Below are 17562 nucleotides of genomic sequence, written 5' to 3'. Positions count from 1 at the left end.
TCCGAAAAGTCTGCAACTTTTCGGGGCTATGATTTCCTTACGCATCGGCCGATCCGAAAAGTCTGCAACTTTTCGGGCCGATACTTAGTCAGGCCATCGCCTTCTGCAGCGCCTTGTCGACGGCGTCGATGAAGCCCTCGGTCGAGAGCCATGCCTGATCGGGGCCGACCAGAACCGCGAGGTCCTTGGTCATCTTGCCTTCCTCGATGGTCGCCACCGTCACCTTTTCCAGCGTGTCGGCGAATTTTCTGAGCGCCTCGTTGTTGTCGAGCTTGGCGCGATGGGCGAGGCCACGGCTCCAGGCGAATATCGAGGCCGTCGAATTGGTCGAGGTCTGCTTGCCCTGCTGGTGCAGGCGATAATGACGCGTCACCGTGCCGTGGGCGGCTTCAGCCTCAACCGTCTTGCCGTCCGGCGTCATCAGCACCGAGGTCATCAGGCCAAGCGAGCCGAAGCCTTGCGCCACGGTGTCGGACTGCACGTCGCCGTCATAGTTCTTGCACGCCCAGACATAGCCGCCGGTCCACTTCAGCGCCGAGGCCACCATGTCGTCGATCAGGCGGTGCTCGTAGAAGATCTTGCGCTTCTCGAACTCGGCTTTGAACTCGCTGTCATAGACTTCCTGGAAGATGTCCTTGAAGCGGCCGTCATAGACCTTGAGGATGGTGTTCTTGGTCGAGAGATAGACCGGATAGTTGCGGTTGAGGCCGTAATTCAAGGACGCGCGGGCGAATTCCTTGATCGACTCGTCGAGATTGTACATCGCCATAGCGACGCCGGATCCCGGCGCCGAGAAGACCTCATGCTCGATGGTCTTGCCATCCTCGCCGACGAATTTGATCGTGAGCTTGCCCTTGCCCGGAAACTTGAAATCGGTGGCGCGGTACTGATCGCCGAAGGCATGACGGCCGACGATGATCGGCTGGGTCCAGCCCGGCACCAGGCGCGGCACGTTGGAGCAGATGATCGGCTCGCGGAAGATGACGCCGCCCAGGATGTTGCGGATCGTGCCGTTGGGCGACTTCCACATCTGCTGCAGATTGAATTCCTTCACGCGCCCTTCGTCCGGCGTGATGGTGGCGCATTTGACGCCGACGCCATGCTTCTTGATGGCGTGGGCGGCGTCGATGGTGACCTGGTCCTTGGTCTTGTCGCGATTCTCGACGGAGAGATCGTAATATTCGAGCGGAACATCGAGATAGGGGTGGATCAGCTTCGTCTTGATGAGATCCCAGATGATGCGCGTCATTTCATCGCCATCCAGCTCGACCACCGGATTTGCGACCTTTATCTTTGCCATGGAGCCAGCCTCACACTGCGTTTCTGAAGAAGCGTGCCTATAGCAAGCAGGTGGCGCTTGAGCAAACCCCGCAGATCACACAAGCGGGGTGGCCGTTTCCTGCGCGGCGGCGCGGGTCAGCGCGGCCAGGAAGGCGGCCTGGGCCGGGCTCAGGGGACGTCCGGCGGCATGGGTCAGGAAATGGCCGGCGGCAGATTGCAGTTCGAAGTCCGACAGCCGCACCAAGGTTTTTCGGCGGAGAGCCGCATCGATCAGCGGGCGGGAGCCCAGGAGAATGCCGGCGCCGGCCTCGGCGGCACTCATGGCGGCAATGAAACTGTCGAAGCGGTAGCGCGCCACGCCGCGCGGCGGCTCGCCGGCCAGCGCGAACCAGTCGGGCCACATTTCGCGCGCGCCGCGCACTGTCAGCAGAGGCAGGCGCCGCCAGATGTCGGCCGCCTGTTTCGCGCGAGCCTTCAGCGCGCCGGGTGCCGCCACCGGTGTCAGCCTCTCGCTGGTGAGGCGATAGGCGGTGCGCCCAGGCCAGTCGCTGAGGCCGAAGCGGATATCGAAAGCCGCGTCGGTCGCCTCATAGGCGTCGGGCAGGTGCATGGTGGTGATGTCAATGCCCAGCCCATCCGTTTCGCGCTCGAGCAAAGGCAGGCGGGGGGCGAGCCATAAAGCAGCGAAGGAAATGGGCGAGAGGATCGTCATCGTCTGCCGGCTGCGCCGGCCGAACAGCTCCTGGGTGCTGCGGCCAAGGCTGGCAAAGGCCTGCTGGATATGGGGAAGATAGGCAGCGCCCTCCGCCGTCAGGGCGACGCCGCGCTGGCGGCGATGGAACAGCCTGGCGCCGAGGCGGCCTTCCAGCGCCTTGATCTGCTGGCTGACGGCGGCCTGGGTGAGGCCGAGTTCCTGGGAGGCGAGCGTGAAGCTCGCATGGCGGGCGGCGGCCTCGAAGGCTTTCAGCCAGATCAGCGGCGGGGAAAGCTCACCTTGCTCTGTCATAATTTTTCTTTAGCCAAAGCCGGAAATTCCATTGTTTGAATATTGGCAAAGGCGGGCTCAGGATGCAAGCAGGCCCATCCTTCCAGGACTTCGATATGCCGCTCAAAAACGCAACCCTCATCGACGGCGGCAAGGCCGTCGGGCTCGACTGGACATCCGGCGAATATGCCCGCTTTCATGCATTATGGCTGCGCGACAATGCGCCGGACGGTGCCACGCGCAGCGCTACCAACGGGCAGCGCCTGATCACCTTGCTCGATATTCCGGTGGAGACGAAGATCACCGCGGCCGAAATTTCCGCCGGAGGCGATCTGACGCTCACCTTCGCACCCGAAGGCAAGGCCGTCACTTATTCGGCGACGTGGCTCGCTGCTCATATCTATGACCGCAGGCCGGAGCAGAAAGCGGGCTGGCTTGCGCCTGAGATCGAGACCTGGGACGGGCGCTTGCAAGCCCGCATGCCGGTCGTCGGACATGAGGAGAGCCAGGCGGATCGCGCCGCCTTCGGCCAGTGGCTCGCAGGTGTTCGGCGCTACGGCTTCGGCCTGATGACCGGCGTGCCGCGGGCGAGCGGCGCGCTGATCGATGTCGCAAGGATGTTCGGCTATGTGCGCGAGACGAATTATGGCCAATGGTTCGAGGTGCGCGCCGAGGTCAATCCTAACAATCTCGCTTACACAAATCTTGGCCTGCAAGCCCATACCGACAATCCCTATCGCGATCCCGTACCGACGCTGCAGTTGCTCGCCTGCCTCGAGAACACGGTCGACGGCGGCGACTCGGTGGTGGTGGACGGATTCCGCGCGGCGCTGCGGCTCAGCGATGAGGATCCGAAAGGCTTCGCGCTCCTCACCCGTCATAGCGCGCGTTTCGAATATGCGGGATCGGCCGGCGTCAGGCTAAGGGCCAAGCGGCCGATGATCGAGCTCGGCCCCGACGGCGAATTGATCGCCATCCGCTTCAACAACCGTTCGGCCGCGGCCTTCACCGACATTCCCTATGACGACATGGCGGGCTTCTACGCCGCCTATCGCCGCTTCGCCGAGATCATCGAGGATCCGGCGATGGAAGTGACCTTCAAGCTCAAGCCCGGCGAGCTCTTCATCGTCGACAACACCCGCGTGCTGCATGCGCGCAAATCCTTCTCGAGTTCCGGCACGCGCTGGCTCCAGGGCTGCTATGCCGACAAGGACGGTTTGCTGTCGACGCTCGCCGCGATCGAGCATGAGCAGAAGGAGGCGGCATGAAAAGCGATCTCGCCGTCGACCGATCCACCATCGTCGCCTTCATCGCCGACATCTTCGAAAGGCGCGGTGCCGAGTCCTATCTGGGCGAGCCCGTCACCATGTCGCAGCATATGCTGCAGGGGGCGGTGCTGGCCGAGCGGGAAGGGGCTGGCGACGAGCTCGTCGCGGCCGCACTCCTGCATGACATCGGCCACTATACCAGCGAGTTCGGGCCTTACTCGCCAGACGATACCGAGGACAATCATCATGATGAGGCGGGGGCCAAGGTGCTCGAGCATTTCTTCCCGCCGGTGATCACCGAATGCGTGCGCCTGCATGTGGCGGCCAAGCGCTATCTCTGCGCCACCGATGAGACCTATTACGGCAAGCTCAGCCCGGCCTCGCGCCATACGCTCGAACTGCAGGGCGGTGCGATGAGCGCAGCGGAGGTGGCGGAATTCCGGCGCAATCCGTTTTACCAGGAAGCCGTGCGCGTCCGGCTGTGGGACGAGGGCGGCAAGGATCCCGATATGGCGACGCCGCCCTTCCGGCATTATGTGCCGGTGCTGCAGCGCGTGGTGGACAGGTATGCGGCGGGGCACGAGGCTTAAACCAATTTTCCCCCTCTCCCGCGCTTGAGCGGGAGAGGGTGGCCGAAGGCCGGGTGAGGGCACTTCAAGTCAGAGCGTCAACCTCCGGTTTCGTGGAAAGAACACCCTCATCCGCCCTTCGGGCACCTTCTCCCGCAAGCGGGAGAAGGGAAATGACGGCATCTGCTGGCGCCGAAGCCTACAGCCAATTCCCCATCAGGATGAAGGCCGACCAGAAATAGGGATGCTGGAAGCCGGGCTCGTCGGCGAGGGTATCGGCGATCGGCGTCTCGATCGTCTCGCTGGCGGAGCGCGAGGCGGTGACCTGCGTCGTGGGTTTGAGCTCGCCCTTCAGCATGGCGATCTGCGCCTTGCGCAAGGAGGTCGCCTTGTCGGCGCCCAGCGCCAGGAAGTTCTTGTAGAAGTCCGCCATCAGCAGCGAGGTCGAGCTGTCGGCGATCGGCCACAGGGTCGCCAATACCGAGGAGGCGCCGCGCTTCTGCACGACGGAGGCGAAGCTTTCGATCTCGGCTCCCGTCTGGTCGACCCCGCCCGCCGTCTCGCAGGCGGACAAGGTGAGCAAATCGAGATCGGTCAGCCGGAAGCGCTCGTCCTTGCGGAACTCGTCGAGGGAAAGGCGGCGTCCGTCGCCCAAAAGCAACACCGAATTGCTGGCATCGCCCGGCACCAGGCGGAAATGGCTCGCGACATGCAGATAGAGCGGCTTGGCTTTAAGTGCTTCGCCCATCGACTCGCTGTTGAAGCCCTCATCCATCAAGGGCTTGCCGGCGAGATAACCTTTGGTGTCGGCGCCGTCGAATACCGTCTCGAGCTCCTCGGCCACGCCGGGCAAGGCGGAGAAACCTTCATGCGGCTTGGTCACGCCAAATCCCGCCGCCTTGCCGCGCTCGCGCGGCAGTGCCTCATAGCGCGTATTGGCGGCGGTGGTGGACAGGGCGACGGCATAGTCCTCGACCAGATAGCGCTCGCCCGAATGGAGCGCCGCCAAGGGCACGTAGCGCAGCACGCCGCTCAGGTTGAACATCAGCACCTCGGCGCGCGCCGCTTTGAGTTCGGGTGCTACGGGCTTCACCAGGATATCGTAGAGACGCTGCAGATGCTGGCGCGCCTCAGGATCGCGGCCGGCGGTAGCGCTCCGGGCCTTGAAGACGAGGAAGGCCATTTCCTTGCGCCCGACCGGCACTTCCTTGTGGATGCCGGTGCGCTCGGTGGTGAGAAAGATATGGAGCGCGTCATCGAGGCTCGCGATCTGAAGCTCGACGGCGCGACCCTTCATACCCTTGAGACGCTCCTGCGTGGCGTCGACAAGGTCGAGATCGAGTCGGTTGACCTCGCGCTCGATGTCGCGATTGGCGTTCTCGACTTCGGCGAGAAGATCATCGATCACCGTCTGCTGCCGGCGGAATTGATCGGCGAGCGACTGCTCGAGTGTCGAGACGAGATGCTCTTCGTCCTTGCTCAAGCCCAGCTCGGCCTGCTTTTTCTTCAACGCCTCGATCTCCTCGGCAGCGCTGATCGGCGCTTCCACCAGCTCCATGATCTTGGCCGACAGATCGGCCTCGGTCGGGGTGAGGGCGGCACGGCCGTCGAGATTCGCGTCCTTGCTGTCGCGGCGGACGAAGTCGAACAGTTCCTGCTGTTTGATGAGGTCGAGAACCTGCTGGGCCTCCTGCAGACGGCCGGCGCCGATCAGCATGTTGGCGAGATATTCATAGAGCTCGCGGTACCGGCCGGCGAGCGCCCGGGTCAGTTCCTCCGGCAGGTTGCGGTTCTGCGAGCGGATCTCCTGATTGATGTTCACCGCCATTTTGGCGAAGGCGATGGCCGCGGTCATATCGCCCTGCTGCTTGAGCACAATGGACAGAGACCAGTAGCTCTGGCGCAGATCTTCGGGATCGGCCTGCTTGTTGACATTGCGGATGCGCAACGCCCGGAAGCCGTATCTCAAGGCTTCGGAATTGAGGTCGATGCGGGCGCTGGCACTGGCGAGGTCGGCATAGACATCGGCGATGCGCCGGTGATTGGGGCCGAAGATGTTCTCATAGATAGAGGCCGCCTTGAACAAGGGCGCCCGCGCCTCGGCGAACTTTCCGCTCTCGCGATAAAGCCCGCCGAGGCGGTGATAGGCGGAGGCCACGCGGTTGTGGTTCTCGCCATAGAGCGCGGCATAATGGGCGATCGATAGCGTCTGGACCTCGACCGCCTGGTCGAGACAGTCGGCGCGCACGAGAGCGACGCTGACATCGTCGAGCACTTCGGGAATGCGGCGCCGCGTCTTCGCCTCGTTGCCGAGATAGATGCGCAGCGCCGCGCCCAGATCGGTCAACGCATCGGCGCTGCGGCCCATGCCGCGATTGATGGTGCCGGCGAAATGCAGCGCCAGCGCATTGCTGCGATGGTCGGGACCCAGCTTCTCGCGGGCGAGCGCCACGGCCTCTTTGGCGAAGGCCAGCGCCGTCTCGCGATTGCCGATGCGCGCATGAACACTCGAGGTGTCGATCAGGAGCTCGACCAGCCGGCTGGTCTCGGCCGGCAGATTCGCCTCATAGACCTTACGCGCGGTGGCGAAGGCGGCAAGGGCCGGCTCGAACTGCGTCATGTTGAGGTCGATCTTGCCGATATTGTGCAAGGCGAGCGCGACCTTGGGATGGTCGGAGCCGAGGGCCTCCTCGAAGGTATTGCGGGCGGCGTTGTACATGGCGAGCGCGCTGAGACGATCGCCCTTGTTGGTGTAGGTTTGGGCGAGCTCCATCTGGATGTCGGCGAGCTCGGCGCGCTTCTTGCCCACCGCGGCGTCGGCTATGCGCATCGCCGCCTCGAGCGCCGTGACGGAGTCCTCGTATTTCGCGGCGTCGCGATAATCGCGCGCCAGGAGGCGATAGGCCTGAGCAGTGCGGGGGGCCTTTTCGCCAAATTTCGTGATCGTGTCGGCCAGCCGCTTCCTGGACGCCGCGATCTTGTCCTCCTTGCGCGAGGCAGCGGCGGCGCGATCCGGCGTACCGGACACCGTCGCCTGGGGTGCCGGCGGCAAGGCTTTGTCCGAGTCGCCGGCCGCCTCACTATAGATACGCATGGCGTCGGGGCAGGCGAGCTTCGCGGCGTCAGCCTCGGGCGCCGGCGGGGCTGTCGTCTCGGCGGACGGCGCTGTCTCCGCTGCTTCCAGACTTTGCGCCCGCGCCGGCGCGCCCGCAGCGAGCAGCGCCGCGACGAAAATGATCACTACTGGAAGGTGCATAAAGTCCCGCTAACAGCCCGAGATGTTAATATTCAAAGCCTATTTGACCCAACATCTTGACGCAAGGTCTTGTTGGTATTTTGACAGGCCCGTGGGCAAGGCGCATCGTCGCCGACAATGACCGCCGCCGAATCTCCCGAATCCCCGTCCTCTCCACCTTCGCAAGCCTCCGTATTCCGCCATCGCGGATTTCTCTATTACTGGCTGGCGCGTCTGCTGGTGAGCTTCGCCACGCAGATCATCTCCGTCGCCGTCGGCTGGCAGGTCTATGACCTGACCCGCAACCCCCTCGATCTGGGGCTCGTCGGTTTGGTGCAGTTCCTGCCATCGCTGCTGCTCGTGCTGGTGACCGGCGCCGTGGCGGACCGCCATAATCGTCGCGCCATCATGGCCATCTGCCTGGCGCTCGAAGCGGCGATTTGCGCCGGGCTCATCGTCTTCACCTGGAGCCGGAGTGCTGAGGTGTGGCCGGTCTTCGCGCTGCTTGCCGTCTTCGGCGTGGCGCGCGCCTTCATGGGACCGGCCTCGCAATCGCTCGTGCCAAATCTTGTCCCGCAAAAGGAGCTCTCGACAGCCATCGCCTGGAATTCCTCCTCATGGCAGATCGCCACCATCACCGGGCCGGTGGCGGGCGGGCTGCTCTACGGGCTTTCGGAATATGCCGCCTATGGCGCGGCGCTCACTCTGCTCGCGACGGGAGCCGTCCTCGTCGGGCTGATGCCCAAGCCGGTCCAGCTCCGGTCGGAGCAGGCCAGGAGTCTCGCCACGCTGTTCGCCGGCTTCCGCTATGTGTGGTCGGAGAAGGTGGTGCTGGGCGCCATCTCGCTCGATCTCTTCGCGGTTCTTCTCGGCGGGGCCATGGCGCTCCTGCCGGTCTATGCCCGCGACATTCTCGATGCCGGGCCCTGGGGGCTCGGCCTGCTGCGCGCCGCTCCCGGCTTCGGCGCGCTCATCGTCGCCGCCTGGCTCACGCGCAACACCATCCGCGATCATGCCGGGCTCATCATGTTCATCTTCGTCGCGGGCTTCGGCTTCTTCACCATGGTCTTCGGCGCTTCGACGACCGTCTGGCTGTCGGTGCTGGCCTTGGCGCTGGCGGGCGCCTGCGACATGATCAGCGTGTATGTGCGTGAGACACTCATCCAGCTGTGGACACCCGACGACGTGCGCGGACGCGTCAATGCGGTGAACATGGTTTTCATCGGCGCCTCGAACGAGCTCGGCGAGTTTCGTGCCGGCATCTCGGCGTTCCTGTTCGGCGCTGTGCCGGCCGTCGTCTTCGGCGGGGCAGGAACGATTGCCGTGGCGTTGCTCTGGGCGATGTGGTTTCCACAATTGCGACAGGTGCGCAGACTCGACAGAGGAAGGTAACACAAAGCCACAGTGACAAAGGCACGCGCGACAGTTATGGTGTTGTCACGGAGCGGCGATTGCATCAGCTTGTTCGGAAATGAATTAAAGTCTGAGAGCTTGCGCAATGGATAGTTTCGATCCGGTCTTGCTGGCGCGCTGGCAGTTCGCCTTCACGGTCAGCTTCCACATCGTGTTCCCTTCCTTCTCGATCGGGCTCGCAAGCTACCTCGCGGTTCTCGAGGGCCTGTGGCTGGCGACGGGACGCACCACCTATCTGACGCTGTTCAATTACTGGAAGAAGATCTTCGCCGTCGCCTTCGGCATGGGGGTCGTCTCGGGGTTGGTGATGGCCTACCAATTTGGCACGAATTGGAGCGTCTTCTCGGACAAGGCCGGCCCGATCATCGGTCCCCTGATGGGTTATGAGGTGCTGACCGCCTTCTTCCTCGAAGCGGGATTCCTCGGTGTCATGCTGTTCGGCCTGAACAAGGTGGGACGCAGCCTGCATTATATCGCGACCCTCATGGTCGCGATCGGCACTTTCATTTCGGCCTTTTGGATTCTCTCGGCGAACAGCTGGATGCAGACGCCTGTGGGCTACACGATCAATGCCGTCGGCCAGTTCGCGCCCACCGACTGGTGGGCCATCGTCTTCAATCCGTCCTTTCCCTATCGTCTCGTCCACATGGTGATCGCGGCCTATCTCACCACGGCGCTCGTCGTCGGCGGGGTCGGCGCCTGGCATCTCCTGCGCGACAGGCTCAATGACGGCTCGCGCGTGATGTTCTCGATGGCGATGTGGATGCTGGCGATCGTCGCGCCGATCCAGATCCTCGCCGGCGACCTGCACGGCCTCAACACGCTCGAGCATCAGCCGGCTAAGATCGCCGCGATGGAGGGGCATTTCGAGACGCGCGCCGGAGCGCCGCTCATCCTGTTCGGCTGGCCCGACATGGAGGCCGAGAAGACGCTCTACGAAATCGCCATCCCGAAGCTCGGCAGCCTTATTCTCAAACACGAATGGGACGGCGTGGTGAAGGGGCTCAAGGATTGGCCCAAGGAGGACCGGCCCAATGCGACGATCGTCTTCTGGTCGTTTCGCATCATGGTGGGATTGGGCTTCCTTATGCTCGGCCTCGGCCTATGGTCGTTGTGGGGACGCTACCGCAAGCGGCTCTATGAGATGAAGGGTCTTCATGTCGCCTCGGTGCTGATGGGGCCGCTGGGCTTCGTCGCCGTGCTCGCCGGATGGGTGACGACGGAAGTGGGGCGGCAGCCCTACACTGTCTACGGTGTGCTGCGCACCGCCGATTCGGCAGCACCCATCGCCGCCCAAGCCGTGGCCGCTTCGCTCATCGCCTTCGTCGTCGTCTATTTCTTCGTCTTCGGGGCAGGGGTGTTCTATTTGCTGCGCCTGATGAGCAAGCCGCCCCATGAGAACGAGCCGGACAGCCCGAGCGACGCGCATCTGCGCGCCGCGGGCATCGTGCCGGCGCCGGCGCTTGAAACCGTCGGCGAACTTGCCACGTATCCGGAGGACCGCCGATGATGCTCGACCTCGCTTTCATCTGGGCCGCCATCATCGCCTTCGCCGTCCTCGCTTATGTGATGATGGACGGATTCGACCTCGGTATCGGCATATTGTTCCCCTTCTACAAATCGGAAGCCGACCGCGACCGCATGATGAATTCGGTGGCACCCGTCTGGGACGGAAACGAGACCTGGCTGGTGTTGGGCGGCGGCGGCCTGTTCGCGGTGTTTCCGCTCGCCTATGCCGCCATCATGCCGGCGCTTTACGCGCCGATCATCATCATGCTACTGGCGCTCGTCTTTCGCGGCGTCGCCTTCGAGTATCGCTGGCGCACGCGGCGCGGCAAGTTCCTCTGGGACTGGGCCTTCGCTCTCGGTTCGCTCGCCGCCACCTTCACGCAAGGCATAGCGCTCGGCACCATCGTGCAGGGCATTCCCATCGTCGACCGCGCCTATGCCGGCGGCTGGTGGACATGGCTCACTCCCTTCAGCTTCTTCACCGGCCTCGCTCTGGTGGTGGGCTATGCGCTGCTCGGCGCCACCTGGCTCATCCTCAAGACCGACGAGCAGCTGCAGGAGCGCAGTTATCGGTTCGCAATGATCCTCGGGCCGGCCACACTCATCCTCATCGGGCTGGTCAGCCTGTGGACGCCCTTCCTCGAGCCGCTCTACATGGAGCGCTGGTTCTCGTGGCCGCGCATGCTCTACACCATCCCGGTGCCGCTGCTGGTGGCGCTCGCCGCCTATCTTCTGATCAGAGGATTGGTCAGGCGTGAGGAGTATACGCCGTTCCTCGCTTCGCTGGCGCTCTTCCTCCTGTCCTTCATCGGGCTCGGCGTCAGCTTCTACCCCTATATGGTGCCGCCGACGCTCACCATCTGGGACGCGGCCGGGCCGGAGGAAAGCTTGTCATTCCTGCTGGTGGGAGCGGTGGTGCTGGTGCCTATCATCCTGGCCTATACCGCCTATTCCTACTGGGTATTCCGCGGCAAGGTCGGCAGCGAGGGCTATCATTGAAAGCAGACCAGCCCGAGCCTCCGTGGCGCTACCGGCTCCTCTGGTTCGTCCTGCTCTGGGTCGCCGGCATCCTGGCGGTCGGCGCGGCCGCCATGATCATCCGGCTCTTCTTGGGGCTATGATTAGAGCGCCAGGGCGCTCTAATCCTTTGATTCACGCATCGGATCAGCCGAAAACCGCTTTGCACTTTTCGGTCCGATGCGGTAGCCGCTTTCTTGCCATCGGGCGCCGTTCCCGCCATAAGGACGGCCGCGTTACAAAATACTCGATTGGTCATCATGGCGAATTCTCTGAAACTGGGTGTGGCAGGCCTCGGAACGGTCGGAACGGGGCTACTGGACCTCCTGGCGAAACATGGCCCGCTTGTCGCGCGCCGGGCCGGACGTCCGATCGAGATCACCGCGGTCTCGGCCCGCGACAAGGCCAAGGATCGCGGCCATGACCTGAGTCGGCTTGCCTGGTTCGATGATCCCGTGGCGCTCGCCCGTTCCGAAAAGATCGATGTATTCGTCGAGTTGATGGGCGGCGAAGGCGACCCGGCTAAGGCCGCGGTCACCGCGGCACTTCAGGCTGGCAAGCCGGTGGTCACCGCCAACAAGGCGCTGCTCGCCCATCATGGCGCCGGCCTGGCGAAGATCGCCGACGAAAAGGCGATCGCCCTCAATTTCGAGGCGTCGGTCGCGGGCGGCATCCCGATCGTCAAGACGATGCGCGAGGCGCTGGCCGGCAACCAGGCCGCCAAGGTGTTCGGCATCCTCAACGGTACCTGCAACTACATCCTGACCAAGATGGCCCAGGAGGGCCGCAGCTTCGCCGATGTTCTGAAGGAGGCGCAGGAGCTCGGCTATGCCGAGGCCGATCCGACCTTCGATATCGGCGGCTTCGACACGGCGCACAAGCTCGCCATCCTGACGTCGCTCGCATTCGGCACGGAAGTGAATGTCGCCGCGATCGAGATCGAGGGCATCGAGGCGCTGACGCTTGCCGATATCCGCAACGCCGACGAGATGGGCTTCAAGATCAAGCTTCTGGGCGTTGCGGTGGCCAGCGCCGAGGGTCTGGAGCAGCGTGTGCATCCCACACTCGTGCCCAAGGGATCGCCCGTCGCCGACACCGACGGTGTCTTCAACGCCGTCGTGGTGCACAATGATTTTGCCGGCGATCTCATGCTCGAGGGCCGTGGTGCTGGCTCGCATCCTACCGCTTCCGCCGTGCTCGCCGACATTGTCGACATTGCGCGCGGCAACCTGCGTCCGGCATTCGGCGTGCCGGCCAAGGAGTTGCGCAAATACAAGGCGGCGCCCAAGCGCGCCCATGAGGGCGGCTATTACGTAGCGCTCGAGCTCTATGACAAGCCAGGCGCCGTGGCGGCGATCGCCAAGGTTCTGGCGGACGAGAAGATCTCGATCGAGAGCATCGTGCAACGCGCCCCCGCCAAGGAGGGGGCCATCGCATCATTCATGCTCGTCACACATAAGACACTCGATTCGTCCATGCGACAGGCCTTGAGCCGGATCGAAAGAGATGGCCATGTCGCCTCGAAGCCCCGCACCATCCGTATCGAACGGCTCTGAACACCTGGAGGAACACTGATGCTCAACCGCATGCTCACCATCGAGATCGCCCGTGTCACCGAAGCGGCGGCCATTGCCGCGGCGCATTGGCGGGGGAGGGGCGATGAGAAGCTGGCGGACCAGGCGGCGGTCGATGCCATGCGCAAGGCGCTCAACGCGATCGTCGAGATGGACGGTCTCGTGGTGATCGGCGAAGGCGAGCGCGACGAAGCGCCAATGCTCTATATCGGTGAGCATGTCGGCGGCGGCAAAAGCTGGCGCATCGACATCGCCCTCGATCCGCTCGAAGGCACGACGCTGTGCGCCAAGGCGATGCCGAATTCGATCGCCTGCGTCGCCATGGCAGAGGGTGGCAGCCTCCTGCACGCGCCCGACACCTATATGGACAAGATCGCCATCGGCGGCGGCTATGCGGAAGACACCGTCGATCTCGACCTTACGCCGCAGGAGAATATCGCCCGCCTCGCCAAGGCGAAGGGCGTGCCGGCGGCCCAGATCACCGCCTGCATCCTCGACCGGCCGCGGCATGAGAAGATCATCGCCGGTGTGCGCGAGACCGGCGCCTCGGTGCGTCTCATCAGCGACGGCGACGTCGCGGGCGTCATCCACACGGCCGATCCCGAGGAAACCGGCATCGACATCTATATGGGTATCGGCGGGGCGCCGGAGGGCGTTCTGGCGGCAGCGGCCTTGCGTTGCATCGGCGGCCAGATGCAGGGCCGGCTCGTGACCTCGAGCGCCGAGCAGAAGGAACGCGCCCGCAAGATGGGCATCACCGACTTCAACAAGAAGTTCTCGCTCAACGAGATGGCGTCGGGCGACGTCATGTTCGCGGCGACCGGCGTCACCGACGGATCGCTCCTGCGCGGCGTGCGCTTCGAGCGCGAGCATGTGACGACCGAGACGGTGGTGATGCGCTCGGCGACCGGCACGGTGCGCTGGATCAAGAACCGCCGCCGCGCCGACGCGGGGGAGTGAGCGCTTTTCTATTTAGTCATCCCGGCGAAAGCCGGGACCCATAAAATTCCAACATGCGGGCAGCGCTGCCCCGCATGAGTCTATTCAATGGATCCCGGCTTTCGCCGGGATGACGATGTAAATCACACCGGCAGATCCAGCACCTCATTGGTGCTGAAACCCATGGCGGCGTAGGCGGCGAGGCTTTCGCTGCCGCGCCCGCGCGCCGAGGTGAGGAAAACGGTGCCGTGGGCGGCGCCGTTCATCCGGGCGCCATTGGACTTCGCGCCGCGCAGGAGATCGCTGACGCGCCTGGCTATGGCCGGAGCGGGGTCGATATAGGTCACGGGCCAGGGGGCTACGGCGCGAATTTCTTCCAGCAAGAGCGGGTAATGCGTGCAGCCCAGCACGACGACATCGGTCACCTTGTGGTCGCGCCTCCTGAAGACCGGCGCGATCTCGTGTTTCAGTTCCTCCGGATCGAAGCTCTGGCCTTTCAGCTTCGCCTCGGCGATCTCGGCCAGCCGCCTGGCGCCATGCAGGAACACCTTGCAGTGAAAGGCATAGGTGTGGATCAGCGACTTCGTATATTCGCGGTTGACGGTGCCGGGGGTCGCCAGGACGCCGATAAGTCCGGACTTCGTCTGCTCGGCGGCCGGCTTGATGGCGGGAACCGTGCCGACGAAGGGGACCGTGTAGCGTTCGCGCAAGGCGGCGAGCGCAAGAGTGCTGGCGGTGTTGCAGGCGATGACGACGAGATCGGGTCGCGTCTCGTCGATCAACTTGCCGATGACCGCGACGATGCGCTTGACGAGTTGCGGCTCGTCCCAGGCGCCATAGGGGAAGGCGGCATTGTCGGCGGCGTAGATCAGGGTCGCGCCGGGCTCGGCCTGACGCACCGCCGAGGCGACGGTGAGCCCGCCCATGCCGCTGTCGAAGAGGAGGATGCAAGGCGCCGTCATTCTTCCGTCTTGCCTTTCCGTTTCACATGCGCGCGGGTGAGCGATGCCACCATGCCGCGCAACGAGCGCACTTCCTGCTCGGTGAGCTCGGCGCGGGCGAACAGATTGCGCATGTTGCGGATCATTCCTGGCTTTTTCTCGGCGGTCTTGAAAAAGCCCGCCGCATCCAATTCACTCTCAATATGGTGAAAGAATCCATAAAGCTCGTCCTTGGTGGCGGGACGGGTGTCGGGCGTCACGAGCCCGGGGCCTTCCAGAGCGGGAAGCTCGGGCGTCGCCTGGCCGAGCGAGGTGGCTTCGTGCTTGTACCATTCATAGCCGACGAGGAGCACCGCCTGGGCGATATTGAGGGAGGCGAAGGCCGGATTGACGGGGGCGGTGATGATCATATCGGCGAGCGAGACCTCGTCATTGTTGAGACCCCAGCGCTCGCGCCCGAAGAGCAGCGCCAGCTTCTCGTCGCGGCCGATTCTCTGGCGCATGTCGCTTCCCGCCTGTTCCGGCGTCATCACCTCCTTGATCATGCCGCGCGGCCGGGCCGTCGTGGCATAGACATAGGTCAGGTCCTTGAGCGCGTCTTCGAGCGTCGCGTGGATCGTCGCCTTTTCGATGATCCAGTCGGCGCCGGAGGCGGCTTTGAGCGCCCGCTCATTGGGCCAGCCGTCGCGCGGGTCGACGATCCGCAGCTCATGGAGCCCGAAATTAGCCATGGCGCGGGCGGCTGTGCCTATGTTTTCACCAAGCTGGGGATTGACCAGAACGACCGCCGGTGCCGCTCCCAGGGGTGAAATACGCGTCTTGTGGGTGCCTGCCATGGGCTTCGCTTAACCTATCTGAGTTAGAAAAATGCCAGCTTCTTCCGGTGCCGATCTGTGATTGCGTGATTTGGATTTTGCGTCAATATTGGATTCCGTGTCCCCGAGGTATGCATGAACGACGGTAAGAGCACGCAGACCGATTTCCGCCTCGCCGATCCGGCGCAATTCGCCCGGAACATGGCGAAAGTGTTCGAGCAGGCGGCGCAGATCGCCCGCCATCTGGCGGAGACGCCGCCCAATCCGCAAGCGGCTTTCGAGGCCCAGGTCACGCCAGCCGAGCAGGTCATGAAGACGCTGGGCGCCGTCGCCCAATCCTATGCGTCCGATCCGCAGAAGCTGATGGAGGCCCAGATGAAGCTCTGGGCGAGTTACGGCGAGCTGTGGCAGTCCGCCTGGCGCAAGGTGCTGGGTGAGGAGGTGGGGCCGGTCGCCAGCCCGGAGCGCGGCGACAAGCGCTTCACCGACAAGGACTGGCAGCAGAACACGATCTTCGATTTCCTCAAGCAGTTTTATCTGCTCTCGGCGCGCTGGGCCGGCGACCTGGTCAAAGACGCCGAAGGGATCGACGATCATACGCGGCACAAGGCGCGCTTCTATGTCGACCAGATCGCCAATGCGGTCTCGCCGTCCAATTTCGCGTTCACCAACCCGGAAGTGCTGCGCACGACGCTGGCGCGCAACGGCGCCAATCTGATCGAGGGGCTCAAGAATCTCGAAGCCGATCTCAAGGCCGGCAATGGGCGTCTGCGCATCAAGCAGACCGACATGTCCGCCTTCGAGCTCGGCAAGAACGTGGCGACGACGCCGGGCAAAGTCGTTTTCCAGAACGACACGTTCCAGCTCATCCAATACTCGCCGGCGACCGAGCGCGTGTTCGATATCCCGCTGCTCATCGTGCCGCCCTGGATCAACAAATATTACATCCTCGATCTCAACCCGAAGAAGTCCTTCGTGCGCTGGGCGAGCGAGCAGGGGCTGACCGTCTTCGTCGTGTCCTGGGTCAATCCGGACGAGAAGCACGGCCACAAGACCTTTGCCGACTATATGCGCGATGGCTTCCTCACGGCGCTCGACAAGGTGCTCGAGGCGACGGCGGCGCCCAAGGCGAATGTCATCGGCTATTGCGTCGGTGGCTCCCTGGTCGCGGCCTCGCTCGGCTATCTGGCGGCCAAGCGCGATGACCGTGTCAATTCGGTCACCTTCCTCACCACGCAGGTCGATTTCGAGAAGGCGGGCGACCTGCGCGTCTTCGTCGACCAGGAGCAGATCGAGTGGGCGGAAGGGCGGATGAAGGACAGGGGCTATCTTGCCGGCCGCCATGTCGCCGACGCCTTCAACATGCTGCGGTCGAACGATCTGATCTGGTCCTATGTCGTCAACAACTACATGCTCGGCAAGGAGCCGATGCCGTTCGACCTTCTGTACTGGAACAGCGATTCGACCCGCATGCCGGCCGGCGTGCACAGCCAGTATCTGCGCGAATGCTATCTGAACAACCGCATGGCGAAGGCGCAGATGACGCTCGACGGTGTTCGCATCGATCTCAAGAAGATCAAGCTGCCGACCTATAATCTGGCGGCGCGCGAGGATCATATCGCGCCACTGCCCTCGGTGTTCCGCCTTGCTGAGAATTTCGGCGGCGAGACCCGCCTCGTGGTGGCGGGCTCCGGCCATATCGCCGGCGTCGTCAATCCGCCCGATGCGCAGAAATATCAGTACTGGACCAACGAAAAGGGTGCGGCGACCCTGGAGGAGTGGCTGAAGGGCGCCACCGAGCATCCGGGCTCCTGGTGGCCCGACTGGCTCGCCTGGATCACACCCCGATCCGGCAAGAAGGTGAAGGCCCGGCTTCCGGGTACCGGGAAGCTCAAGGCGATCGAGGATGCTCCCGGTAGCTATGTGCTTGTAAAGGCTGAGTAGTTCCGGGCCTTCTGGACATTTGACAAGCTCGTGCCGTTGGATTACACGCTGCCCCAGCGCGGGGCCGCATAT

General features: G+C 63.7%; 14 protein-coding genes. 9 read left to right on the top strand and 5 right to left on the bottom strand.

Translation table 11 applies throughout. The features are described from left to right. Window positions 1-88 precede the first annotated feature (88 nt). Complete coding sequence (locus G5V57_RS30925; RefSeq protein WP_165172608.1) at window positions 89-1300, bottom strand: NADP-dependent isocitrate dehydrogenase; 1212 nt, start codon at window positions 1298-1300, stop codon at window positions 89-91. A gap of 75 nt (window positions 1301-1375) precedes the next feature. Then, window positions 1376-2287, bottom strand: a complete 912-nt coding sequence (locus G5V57_RS30920; protein WP_165172606.1) for a LysR family transcriptional regulator — start codon at window positions 2285-2287, stop codon at window positions 1376-1378. A 95-nt stretch (window positions 2288-2382) separates the two neighbouring features. On the opposite strand from G5V57_RS30920, the gene G5V57_RS30915 reads away from it, so the two are divergent. Both G5V57_RS30915 and G5V57_RS30910 read left to right on the top strand, forming a co-directional pair. Next, entirely contained in the window at window positions 2383-3534 is a 1152-nt protein-coding gene (locus G5V57_RS30915) for a gamma-butyrobetaine dioxygenase (protein WP_165174340.1), read from the top strand. Further along, window positions 3531-4124: an HD domain-containing protein gene (locus G5V57_RS30910; protein WP_165172604.1), complete on the top strand. Its 594-nt coding sequence runs from the start codon at window positions 3531-3533 to the stop codon at window positions 4122-4124. Before G5V57_RS30915 ends, G5V57_RS30910 begins: the two co-directional genes overlap by 4 nt. 178 nt (window positions 4125-4302) lie before the next feature. On the opposite strand, the gene G5V57_RS30905 is transcribed toward G5V57_RS30910, so the two are convergent. Further along, window positions 4303-7359, bottom strand: coding sequence for a CHAT domain-containing protein (locus G5V57_RS30905; RefSeq protein WP_165172602.1), 3057 nt, complete (start codon window positions 7357-7359; stop codon window positions 4303-4305). A 117-nt stretch (window positions 7360-7476) separates the two neighbouring features. Here G5V57_RS30905 and G5V57_RS30900 point away from each other — a divergent pair, with 117 nt between their 5' ends. The 6 genes from G5V57_RS30900 to glpX all read left to right on the top strand — a co-directional run bounded on the left by G5V57_RS30900 (window position 7477) and on the right by glpX (window position 13811). Next, window positions 7477-8730 (top strand): MFS transporter, encoded by a 1254-nt coding sequence (locus G5V57_RS30900; protein WP_165172600.1) that lies wholly within the window; start codon window positions 7477-7479, stop codon window positions 8728-8730. A gap of 106 nt (window positions 8731-8836) precedes the next feature. Then, complete coding sequence (locus G5V57_RS30895) at window positions 8837-10261, top strand: cytochrome ubiquinol oxidase subunit I (protein ID WP_165172598.1); 1425 nt, start codon at window positions 8837-8839, stop codon at window positions 10259-10261. Next, on the top strand, window positions 10258-11259 hold the full coding sequence (cydB, locus tag G5V57_RS30890; RefSeq protein ID WP_165172596.1) for a cytochrome d ubiquinol oxidase subunit II: 1002 nt from the start codon (window positions 10258-10260) through the stop codon (window positions 11257-11259). The genes G5V57_RS30895 and cydB overlap by 4 nt, the downstream gene beginning before the upstream one ends. After that, the gene (locus G5V57_RS30885) at window positions 11256-11381 is read left to right on the top strand and encodes a DUF2474 family protein (RefSeq protein ID WP_165172594.1); all 126 of its coding nucleotides are present in this window, start codon (window positions 11256-11258) and stop codon (window positions 11379-11381) included. The genes cydB and G5V57_RS30885 overlap by 4 nt, the downstream gene beginning before the upstream one ends. A gap of 156 nt (window positions 11382-11537) precedes the next feature. After that, window positions 11538-12833, top strand: a complete 1296-nt coding sequence (locus G5V57_RS30880; protein ID WP_165172592.1) for a homoserine dehydrogenase — start codon at window positions 11538-11540, stop codon at window positions 12831-12833. Between the two features lie 18 nt (window positions 12834-12851). After that, window positions 12852-13811 carry a class II fructose-bisphosphatase gene (glpX, locus tag G5V57_RS30875; protein WP_165172590.1) on the top strand — a complete coding sequence of 320 codons (960 nt, stop codon included), beginning with the start codon at window positions 12852-12854 and terminating at the stop codon, window positions 13809-13811. Window positions 13812-13933: 122 nt separating this feature from the next. Here the strand turns inward: glpX and murI are convergent, their stop codons facing one another. Both murI and G5V57_RS30865 read right to left on the bottom strand, forming a co-directional pair. Then, complete coding sequence (gene murI / locus G5V57_RS30870; RefSeq protein WP_165172588.1) at window positions 13934-14752, bottom strand: glutamate racemase; 819 nt, start codon at window positions 14750-14752, stop codon at window positions 13934-13936. Next, entirely contained in the window at window positions 14749-15567 is an 819-nt protein-coding gene (locus G5V57_RS30865; RefSeq protein WP_165172586.1) for an RNA methyltransferase, read from the bottom strand. The genes murI and G5V57_RS30865 overlap by 4 nt, the downstream gene beginning before the upstream one ends. A gap of 114 nt (window positions 15568-15681) precedes the next feature. Here G5V57_RS30865 and G5V57_RS30860 point away from each other — a divergent pair, with 114 nt between their 5' ends. Next, a complete protein-coding gene (locus tag G5V57_RS30860) occupies window positions 15682-17490 on the top strand; it encodes an alpha/beta hydrolase (protein WP_165172584.1) in 1809 nt (602 codons plus the stop codon). Window positions 17491-17562: the final 72 nt, after the last annotated feature.

The organism is Nordella sp. HKS 07, assembly GCF_011046735.1.
Taxonomy (GTDB): Bacteria; Pseudomonadota; Alphaproteobacteria; order Rhizobiales; family Aestuariivirgaceae; genus Taklimakanibacter.
The sequence above is the reverse complement of the archived record's forward strand: the minus strand, read 5'-3'. Positions and strand labels throughout refer to the sequence as shown.

What these genes read in the sequence shown, in the direction of transcription:
- G5V57_RS30900 (WP_165172600.1), top strand. Translation starts at nt 7,477, where the DNA reads ATGACCGCCGCCGAATCTCCCGAATCCCCGTCCTCTCCACCTTCGCAA.
- G5V57_RS30910 (WP_165172604.1), top strand. Translation starts at nt 3,531, where the DNA reads ATGAAAAGCGATCTCGCCGTCGACCGATCCACCATCGTCGCCTTCATC.
- G5V57_RS30905 (WP_165172602.1), bottom strand. Translation starts at nt 7,359, where the DNA reads ATGCACCTTCCAGTAGTGATCATTTTCGTCGCGGCGCTGCTCGCTGCG.
- G5V57_RS30860 (WP_165172584.1), top strand. Translation starts at nt 15,682, where the DNA reads ATGAACGACGGTAAGAGCACGCAGACCGATTTCCGCCTCGCCGATCCG.
- G5V57_RS30925 (WP_165172608.1), bottom strand. Translation starts at nt 1,300, where the DNA reads ATGGCAAAGATAAAGGTCGCAAATCCGGTGGTCGAGCTGGATGGCGAT.
- G5V57_RS30880 (WP_165172592.1), top strand. Translation starts at nt 11,538, where the DNA reads ATGGCGAATTCTCTGAAACTGGGTGTGGCAGGCCTCGGAACGGTCGGA.
- G5V57_RS30895 (WP_165172598.1), top strand. Translation starts at nt 8,837, where the DNA reads ATGGATAGTTTCGATCCGGTCTTGCTGGCGCGCTGGCAGTTCGCCTTC.
- G5V57_RS30865 (WP_165172586.1), bottom strand. Translation starts at nt 15,567, where the DNA reads ATGGCAGGCACCCACAAGACGCGTATTTCACCCCTGGGAGCGGCACCG.
- G5V57_RS30920 (WP_165172606.1), bottom strand. Translation starts at nt 2,287, where the DNA reads ATGACAGAGCAAGGTGAGCTTTCCCCGCCGCTGATCTGGCTGAAAGCC.
- glpX (WP_165172590.1), top strand. Translation starts at nt 12,852, where the DNA reads ATGCTCAACCGCATGCTCACCATCGAGATCGCCCGTGTCACCGAAGCG.
- cydB (WP_165172596.1), top strand. Translation starts at nt 10,258, where the DNA reads ATGATGCTCGACCTCGCTTTCATCTGGGCCGCCATCATCGCCTTCGCC.
- murI (WP_165172588.1), bottom strand. Translation starts at nt 14,752, where the DNA reads ATGACGGCGCCTTGCATCCTCCTCTTCGACAGCGGCATGGGCGGGCTC.
- G5V57_RS30915 (WP_165174340.1), top strand. Translation starts at nt 2,383, where the DNA reads ATGCCGCTCAAAAACGCAACCCTCATCGACGGCGGCAAGGCCGTCGGG.